This window comes from Stenotrophomonas sp. INTA L402-1 (assembly GCF_059295135.1).
The window spans coordinates 66,405-75,180 of sequence record NZ_JCAFWP010000022.1; the positions used below are offsets into that span (position 1 = coordinate 66,405).

At 65.6% G+C, this 8,776-nt stretch carries 6 protein-coding genes and 1 pseudogene; 4 read left to right on the forward strand and 3 right to left on the reverse strand.

Annotation, left to right across the window (positions count from 1 at the left end; genetic code table 11):
• Positions 1–77: 77 nt before the first annotated feature.
• Both AC5O77_RS13710 and AC5O77_RS13715 read right to left on the reverse strand, forming a co-directional pair.
• Positions 78–2,702, reverse strand: a complete 2,625-nt coding sequence (locus AC5O77_RS13710) for a TonB-dependent receptor (RefSeq protein WP_494506909.1) — start codon at positions 2,700–2,702, stop codon at positions 78–80.
• 227 nt (positions 2,703–2,929) lie between these two features.
• A complete protein-coding gene (locus tag AC5O77_RS13715; protein WP_494506910.1) occupies positions 2,930–3,907 on the reverse strand; it encodes a zinc-binding dehydrogenase in 978 nt (325 codons plus the stop codon).
• Positions 3,908–4,340: 433 nt separating this feature from the next.
• On the opposite strand from AC5O77_RS13715, the gene AC5O77_RS13720 reads away from it, so the two are divergent.
• From AC5O77_RS13720 to AC5O77_RS13735, 4 genes are all read left to right on the forward strand, one after another.
• A complete protein-coding gene (locus AC5O77_RS13720; RefSeq protein ID WP_494506911.1) occupies positions 4,341–6,704 on the forward strand; it encodes a ribonucleoside-diphosphate reductase subunit alpha in 2,364 nt (787 codons plus the stop codon).
• Positions 6,705–6,775: 71 nt separating this feature from the next.
• Positions 6,776–7,816, forward strand: coding sequence for a ribonucleotide-diphosphate reductase subunit beta (locus tag AC5O77_RS13725; RefSeq protein ID WP_024957408.1), 1,041 nt, complete (start codon positions 6,776–6,778; stop codon positions 7,814–7,816).
• A gap of 25 nt (positions 7,817–7,841) precedes the next feature.
• Positions 7,842–8,309 carry a flavodoxin gene (locus tag AC5O77_RS13730; protein WP_494506912.1) on the forward strand — a complete coding sequence of 156 codons (468 nt, stop codon included), beginning with the start codon at positions 7,842–7,844 and terminating at the stop codon, positions 8,307–8,309.
• Positions 8,281–8,607 (forward strand): thioredoxin family protein, encoded by a 327-nt coding sequence (locus AC5O77_RS13735; protein WP_032130003.1) that lies wholly within the window; start codon positions 8,281–8,283, stop codon positions 8,605–8,607. The genes AC5O77_RS13730 and AC5O77_RS13735 overlap by 29 nt, the downstream gene beginning before the upstream one ends.
• A gap of 64 nt (positions 8,608–8,671) precedes the next feature.
• On the opposite strand, the pseudogene AC5O77_RS13740 reads toward AC5O77_RS13735, so the two are convergent.
• A pseudogene (locus tag AC5O77_RS13740) lies at positions 8,672–8,776 on the reverse strand (IS110 family transposase); the annotation flags it as partial.

An 8,776-nucleotide genomic window follows, 5' to 3' on the forward strand; every position in this document is an offset into this window, starting at 1 on the left:
CCGGCGGTCAGTGGTAGTGCCGGCCGCTGGCCGGCAGCACAATTGGGGCGGCGCATCACCGCCGCCCCGATATCGCATCAGAACCGGTAGCGCGCGCCCAGCGAGACGAACTGCCCGCGCAGGTTGTACTGGCTGATGTCGAAACCATTGGAGCCACCGGCCGGGTCGAACGGCGGGTCCCTGTCGGTCAGGTTCAGCACCGACAGCGACAGCGTGGTGTTGGGAATACCTTCGTAGGCGACGTAAAGATCCAGCTGGTGATACGGCTTGATGCGGTCGCGCAGCCCCGGGTTGCTGGTGACCGTCGCCACACGCTGGTCGTAGCCACTCACGTACTGCAGGCTCAGCGTGCTGCTCCAGTCGCCCGCCGCCCAGTTCAATGACGTGGTGCCGCGGGTGCGCGGCAGTGCGCCGTGGCGGTTGTTGCCGGCCCCGTCATAGGGCGCCTGGCCGGCCACCAGCGGCTGCCTGAAGCTGAGCAGGTGGGTCCAGCTGCCGGCGACGGTGAAGTTGCCCCAACCGTCGGTGCGGAAGGTACGGCTGGCGTCCAGGTCCAGCCCCGAGGTGGTCAGTTCGCCCTGGTTGGCGTACTGGTTGGTGATGAACTGGATGCGTCCGTTCTCGCGTTGTACGCGGCCCGGGAACAGGGTCGGGTTGTCGACGATGAACTGCGCACTGTCAGGCTTGACCAGGTTGTCCTGTTCGATGCGGTACCAGTCCAGGCCGATGCTGGTATCGCCATCCGGCGACCACACCGCACCCACGTTGAAATTGCGCGAGCGCTCGGCCTTCAGGTCCGGGTTGCCGGTGCGGATGTTGGTCACGCCGCGGCTGCCACCCGGTTGCAGTGGGTCGAACGGATCGATCACCGAGCCGTAGCTGACGGTCTGGCCCGGCGCGATCTCCGGCAGCGACGGCGCACGGAAGCCACGCGAGAACGAGCCGCGCAGCAGCAGGCTGTCCAGCGGCTGCCAGCGCAATGCCACCTTCGGCGAGAACGCCTTGCCGAAGTCGTCGTAGCGGTCGCCGCGACCGGCCAGCTGCAGTTCCAGCGTGCGATGCAGCGGCACGCTCAGTTCGGCGTAGGCGGCACTGACCTGGCGCTCGCCGTTGACCACGTTGATGGCCGGGCGCAGCTCGGTACCCGACAGCACCTGCGCGCTGGTGCGCGCATCCAGTGATTCCTTGCGGAACTCGGCGCCCCAGGCGAAGCCGACCGCACCGGCCGGCAGCTCCCACAGCGTGGTCGACGCCTTTACGTTCAACGAGTGCAGCTTGTACCAGCCGGGGCGTTTGGTCTGCAGGCGCAGTGCATCCAGCGCCCCCGGCGTGCTGGACGGGTTGAGGATGTTGTAGCTGCCATCGCGCAGGATCTGCTCGAAGGCGTAGCGGTTGACGAAGTTGTCGACGTACTCGCGCTGTGCACTCTGCGAGGTCAGCGCTGCCACTTCCCAGTCCCAGCGCTCGCCACTGCCACGCACGCCGGCCAGGGCACGGTAGAACACCTGGGTGTTGTCCTTCAGGCGCGGGCCGAGATCGAAGAAGGTGTACTCGAACGGCAGCGGCGTGCTGCGCGGGTTGTTCGGGTGGCCGACCGGCAGCACCGCCGGCACATCGATCAGCGTGCCGGTGGCCGGGTTGTAGGCACGCAGGCCCGGCCCGACGGTCAGTGGCGCGCTGAAGATCTGGTCGGCCTTGTTGTGGCTGTACAGCACATCGGCGAAGGCCTCGACGCTGTCATTGAAGCGGTAGGTCGCACTCAGCGACGCCTGCAGGCGCTCGGCGCCGGGCTGCAGGGTCTTGAACGGCTGCGCATTGAAGGCGCAGGCCTGGCCGGGCAGGGTGCTGCCGAAGTCGCTGTACGGGCGCAGCTGGCTGCCGTCGGGGCAGTTGGCGAACGGTTGCGGCGCACGCGGGTTGCTCAGCCAGTTGCCACCGGCAGTGGACCACCCGGCCAGGCGGCCGCCCGGCTTGTCGCGGAAATCGCCGCTGCGGGTATAGGCACGGTCATCGCCATCGAGGCGGTCGCGCTTGAGCAGATCCAGCCCGAACAGCACGTTCCAGCCCTGCTGTTCCAGATCACCGAAGCCGGCCAGCAGGTTGGCCTTGCGTTCGTTCAGGCCGCCCTGGGTGGCGGTACCGAAGCCGCCGCCGACTTCCACGCCCTGGAAGTTCTTGCGCAGGATGATGTTGATGACGCCAGCGATGGCGTCGGAGCCGTACACCGCCGAGGCGCCATCCTTCAGCACTTCGATGCGCTCGACCGCACTGATCGGCAGCGCATTGAGGTCAACGAAGGTGTCCTGGGTGTTGAGCGCGAAGCCGAAGTTGGACACCCGATAGCCATTGACCAGCACCAGCGTGTTCTTCGGTGACAGGCCACGCAGGCCGATCGATGCAGAACCGGCGGCGAAGCTGCCGGTGTACTGCTCGTCGAAGCTGTTGCCGGCATTGGCCGACAGGTTGCGCAGCACGTCGGTGAGGGTGGAACGACCGGTCTGCTCGATCTGTTCGCGGCTGACGATCTGCACCGGGTTGGGCCCGGCGGTATCGCTGCGTTTGATGTTGGAGCCGGTCACCAGCACAGTGCCGAGGGTGGTGCTGTCCTTGCCGGAATCGGCGGTTTCAGCGGCGCCGGCAGCGCCGGCGGTGAGGCCCAGCGCGATCGCGCCGGCAAGCAGGTTCAGGGTGGTGCGGTACATGGAAGCGACAACGCCGAACGGGGGAGGAGCCGTCAGTACCGCACGCAGCCACGTGCGCCTTCCAATGACGAAAGCGCATTCAGTTATACATCACAGGTTCTTAACGAAAGTCTGTGGCCTCGGTGGGGCGGTCTGTGCTTCGGTGGGTGCGGACCGTTGGTCCGCACTCCTGCTGCGGGTCAGATCCCTTTCCAACGGAAAGGGATCCGACCCCGGTTGTCCGGCCATCAAGGCCGCAGCAGCACCTTGCCATTGCGGCCCGAACCCGCACCGGCCTTTGCTGCCTGGGCGATGTCGTCCAGTGCGAAGATCTGCTCCACCGGCAGGGTCAGTTCGCCGCTCGCCGCGCGCTTCAGCAGTTCGCCAACCAGCCGGCGCTTGTCCTCCACCGCCATCGCCTGGCTGACCTTGCTGCCCCAGAAACCCTTCACCGTGGCTTCCTTGTAGATCAGGCCGCCGGCGGGAATGCGCATGGGTTCGCCGCTCATCACACCGAACGACACCAGGGTGCCGTGGTGGCCAAGCAGGTCGACCAGATCGCCGCTGGCGTCGCCGCCGATGGAATCCACCGCGGCCGCGGCCTGCGCTTCGCCGGTCGCCTCACGCACGCGATCCTTCCAGCCGTCCACCGAGGTGTCGAACACATGATCGATGCCCAGCACTTTCAACTGTGCGACCGCATCGGCATTGCGCACCAGGTTGGCCACATGCACGCCACGCGCCCGCGCCAGCATCGCCAGCGATTTGCCCACCGCGCCGTTGGCGGTGTTCTGCACGATCCACTGGCCTGCTTCGACGTGCAGGAATTCCAGCAGCATCAGCGCGCTCAGCGGCATGGCGATCAGCTGCGCGGCCATTTCGTCCGGGATCGCCTCCGGCATCGGAATCACCATGCGTGCCGGGGCGATGAAGGCCTCGGCCCAGGTGCCGTGCACCGAGGCGGCGGCAACCCGCTGGCCGATCTGCAGGCCGTCGACGCCATCACCGAGTGCATCGACCACGCCCAGCGCTTCACTGCCACCAATCGCCGGCAGCGCTGGCTTGTAGCCATACAGGCCGCGCACGGTCAGCAGGTCGTGGTTGTGGATCGAGGCCAGCACGGTGCGGATGCGCACCTCGCCGGGGCCGGGCTCGGGCAGGGGCGCTTCGGCAATGGCAAGGACCTCGGCCGGGTCGCCGAAGGAGGGGTATTGGGCAGCGCGCATGGGCGGTGTTCCGGGGAAAGTTGATGTTGTATCGAACTGGGGACGCAGGCGCTGTCGACAAGGCGCCGCAGGTGCAACACGGCATCCTGCGACTGATCGTCGCGACATGTGCTGATTACCGCATCTTGTGTTGACGAGTTCCGATATCCCCACTATGTTGTGGCCGTCACTCCCGGTCAGCCGCCGCCGCCGGACATGCAGCAAACGTCCCGCGGCCCGCCCCTGAAGGCTTGCCGTGTCGACGCGGCCGCCATCGTGCGGACCCAGATCGCCCCCACGGCCCGGATACCGGCCGCAGGCGCAGGCTGTTGCCGACGATCTGGTGTTCCCGCGCTTTGGCATCCCACCCCGACCGCCCCGTGCGCCGGTATCGCGTGCAGGGCCGCCATGGCATCGACCGCCAACGCGCGTGCGAGCCTGGAGTTTCACCACCATGACCGACAGTACCTTCCGCGTGGCCGATCTGGCCGGCGCTGGCGACGCCTTGCGCGCCGGTGGCGAGCGCGTGCCGACCTGGATCACCAAAGAGGCCGGCAACCGTCGCCTGCCGTTCGAGGCCGAGCGCCTGCAGCGCAGCATCGACGCCGTGCATGCCGAGTTCCCGCAGCTGGATGTGAGCGACTACCGCCGCGTGGTGCAGGCGATGGTCGAGCGCAAGCCCAGCATCAGCGCCGATGATCTGGTCGATCTGCTGATCCGCGAGGCCGAGTCGCGGGTGGACCTGGTCGCGCCGGAGTGGGAACAGTTTGCCGCGCGTATCTACCTGCGCCGCCTGTACAAGCGTGCCAGCCGCAACCGCTTCTACGATGTCGGCCTGAAGTACGGCTCGTATGTGGGCCTGCAGGAAAGCCTGGCCGACCGCGGCATCTACAGCAACGACATCCTGCGCTGCTATTCCAAGGAAGAGCTGCAGCAGGCCGGCGAGATGATCGACCCGGAACGCGACCGCCTGTTCGCCTACAACGGCCTGTACCTGTTGGCCACGCGCTACCTGGCCAGCGACCGCAGCCGCGAAGTCTACGAACTGCCGCAGGAGCGCTGGCTGACCATCGCGCTGTACCTGATGCAGGAGGAAAAGCCGCGCGAGCGGCGCATGCAGCTGGTCGGCGAGGCCTACTGGGCGCTGTCCAACCTGTACATGACGGTGGCCACACCGACCCTGGCCAATGCCGGCAAGGTGGGCGGGCAGTTGTCGAGCTGCTTCATCGACACGGTGGACGACAGCCTGCAGGGCATCTATGACTCCAACACCGATATCGCCCGTGTGTCCAAGCACGGCGGTGGTGTGGGTGCCTATCTGGGCTATGTGCGCAGCAGCGGTGCGCCGATCCGTGGCGTGGCCAATTCCTCCGGTGGCGTGGTGCCGTGGATCAAGCAGCTCAACAACACTGCGGTGTCGGTTGATCAGCTCGGCCAGCGCAAGGGCGCGGTGGCGGTGTACCTGGACATCTGGCACCGCGATATCGAAGCCTTCATGGACCTGCGCCTCAACAACGGCGACCAGCGCCTGCGCGCGCACGATGTGTTCACTTCGGTCTGCGTGCCCGACCTGTTCATGGAAGCGGTCGAACGTCGCGCCGACTGGTACCTGTTCGATCCGCACGAGGTGAAGCAGGCCAAGGGCTGGTACCTGCAGGACTTCTACGACGAGAAGCGTGGTTCGGGCAGCTTCCGCGACCGCTATGCCGAGCTGGTGGCTGACGAGCGCATCAGCCGCCGCACGGTGAAGGCCATCGATCTGTTCAAGCGGATCATGCTCAGCCAGCTGGAGACCGGCAACCCGTTCCTGTTCTACCGCGACGAGGTCAACCGCCGGAACCCGAACAAGCACGCGGGCATGATCTATTCCAGCAACCTGTGCACCGAGATCCTGCAGAACATGAGCCCGACGCGGATGATCCAGGAGATCGTCAGCGGCGACCAGATCGTCACCACGCGCCGGGCCGGTGACTTCGTGGTCTGCAACTTGTCCTCGATCAACCTCGGACGTGCGATCAGTGCGCCGGATGACCTGCTGGCCACCGACGTGCTGGAACGCCTGATCCCGATCCAGGTGCGCATGCTCGACAACGTGATCGACCTCAACGCATTGCCGGTACCGCAGGCCACGATCACCAACCGCAAGTACCGCGCCATCGGCCTCGGCACGTTCGGCTGGCACCACCTGCTGGCGCAGCAGGCGATCCAGTGGGAATCGCCGGATGCCGAAGAGCTGGCCGACCGCCTCTACGAGCGCATCAACTTCCTGACCATCCAGGCCAGCGCGCAGCTGGCAAAGGAAAAGGGCAGCTACCCGATGTTCGCCGGCAGCGACTGGCACAACGGCCGCTACTTCAGCGATCGCGACTACAGCGGCGCGGCCTGGGACAGCCTGGCCCGCGAGGTCGCCACGTACGGCCTGCGCAACGGCTGGCTGCTGGCGGTGGCGCCGAACATGAGCACCGCGCAGATTGCCGGTTCCACCGCCTCCATCGACCCGATCTACAGCGCGTTCTACTACGAGGAAAAGAAGGATTTCCGGCGGCCGGTGGCCGCGCCGGGCCTGTCGCTGGAAACCTGGCCGTACTACGAGAAGGGCGCCTACAAGGTCGACCAGTTCGCCAGCGTGCGCCAGAACGCACGCCGCCAGCGCCACGTCGACCAGTCGATCAGCTTCAACCTGTACGTGCCAAGCACCATCCGCGCCAGCACCCTGCTGGAGCTGCACCTGAGCGCCTGGCGCGAGGGCCTGAAGACCACCTACTACGTGCGCTCCAACGACATCGACATCAGCGAATGCGAGTGGTGCTCCAGCTGACCGCCGGCGACCCACGGTAGTGCCGGCCGCTGGCCGGCAACACGATAGAAAGAGAACGAAGGCAAAAACCCATGGCAACCCCCCTCGACCGCATCAAGATCCTCGAACCGCGCCATCCCAACCGCAGCACCGGCATCATCAACGGCCGCACCAGCGGCATCCTCAACTGGAACGACATTCCGTACCCGTCGTTCTATCGGGCCTACAAGGAGCTGTCGACCAACTTCTGGATTCCCGATGAGGTCGACATGAAGCTCGATGCCCGCCAGTACGGCGAGCTCAATGCGCGCGAGAAGAACGCCTACGACTCGATCATCGGCCTGCTGGCCACGCTCGACTCACCGCAGACCCGCTTCATCTACAACGTGGCCGAGTACATCACCGACCCGGCCGCGCACGCCAATGCGGCGATCATCGGCCAGCAGGAAGTGATCCACAACGAAAGCTACAGCTACGTGCTGGCCTCGATCACCGACCTGCCGAACCAGAACCGCATTTTTGAGATCGCCCGCACCCACCCGACCATCATCAAGCGCAACGCACCGATCATGGGCGCGTATGACGACTTCATGCGCGAGAAGACCGCCGAGACCCTGCTGAAGTCGCTGATCCAGTCCTCGATCCTGGAAGGCATCAACTTCTATTCCGGTTTCGCCTACTTCTACAACATGGTGCGGCAGAACCGCATGAATGGCACCGGCAAGATCATCAGCTTCATCAACCGCGACGAGCTGGCGCATACCAAGTTCATCAGCGAGCTGATCCGCGCCATCATCGGCGAGAACCCGGAGCTGCAGACCAACGAGCTGACCGCCTACGTGCACCAGTCGTTCGAGCATGCGATCGAGCTGGAGACGCAGTGGTCGTCGGAGGTGCTGGACGGCATCGATGGCATCGACGTGGACGAGATGGTGCGCTACGTGAAGTACCGCGCCAACAAGATGGCCGGCATGCTCGGCATCGAGCGCCTGTACAGCGACACCACCGACAACGTGATGCCGTGGATCAAGGCCTACGCCGACAACTTCACCGAAACCAAGACCGACTTCTTCGAGATGCGCAATGCAAGTTACAAGAAGACCAACGTCGACAACGGCTTCGACGACCTCTGAGCCCAGCGAAGCGCTGAGCATCCTGCTGGTGGTCGCCTCGTTGAGCGGCAACACCCGCGAGCTCGCTCGGCAGATTGCGGAGCGTTGCCGCGCAGCGGGCCATGCGGTGCACTGGCAGGAGGCCGACGACCTGCGCCAGGCACCGCCTCTGGCCGCCGATGAGGCCGACCTGGTGTTGCTGGGCTGCTGGACCGACAACGCCGGCCGCACGCCGTCGGAGATGAAAGCCTGGGTGGCCGGCATCGCCGAGCGCGGCGAGCGGCCACGGCAGCTGGCGGTGTTCGGTACCGGCGAGACGCAGTGGGGGCAGGAGTACTACTGCGGCGCCGTGCACCGGCTGATCCGCTACTTCCACAGCGACTACCCGCCGCTGGAGATTGAACAGATGCCGCATGGCGAACGCCATGCCGGGTCCATCGAGGCCTGGACCGATGCGGTTCTGGCCCATTACTGGAGCAACACCGATGCAGATCATCGACGCCACCACGCCTGAGCAGTTCCAGCAGCTGCTGGCCGAACACCCGCGGGTGCTGGTGGATTTCCACAAGGACCAGTGCCCGGGTTGCAGGATGCTGGAGATGTCGCTGCACCGGGTGGCGACCAGCAGTGCAGGACAGGGCATTACCCTGCTGCGCGTGCAGCTGGAAGTGCTGGGTGAAGCGTTCTTCAGGGGACTGGGGTTGCGGCAGACGCCGACGCTGTCCCTGTTCCGTGACGGCGACGAACGCACCCGCCTGGCCGGGTTCCAGTCGCCGCAGCAGATTGAAGCCGCCATTGCGCTGCATCTGTAGAGTCGAGCCATGCTCGACTGCTGTTCGCGCGGTGATGGAATGAGTCGAGATCCTATGTTCGTGGTCAAGCCTGCTGGAAGCAGGCTTGACCCACTTTCAGCATGGCCGGATCGAAGTCCCGGCCGCTTTTGAAGACACCCCAGGCGATCCTGGCCAGCTTTCTGGCCAG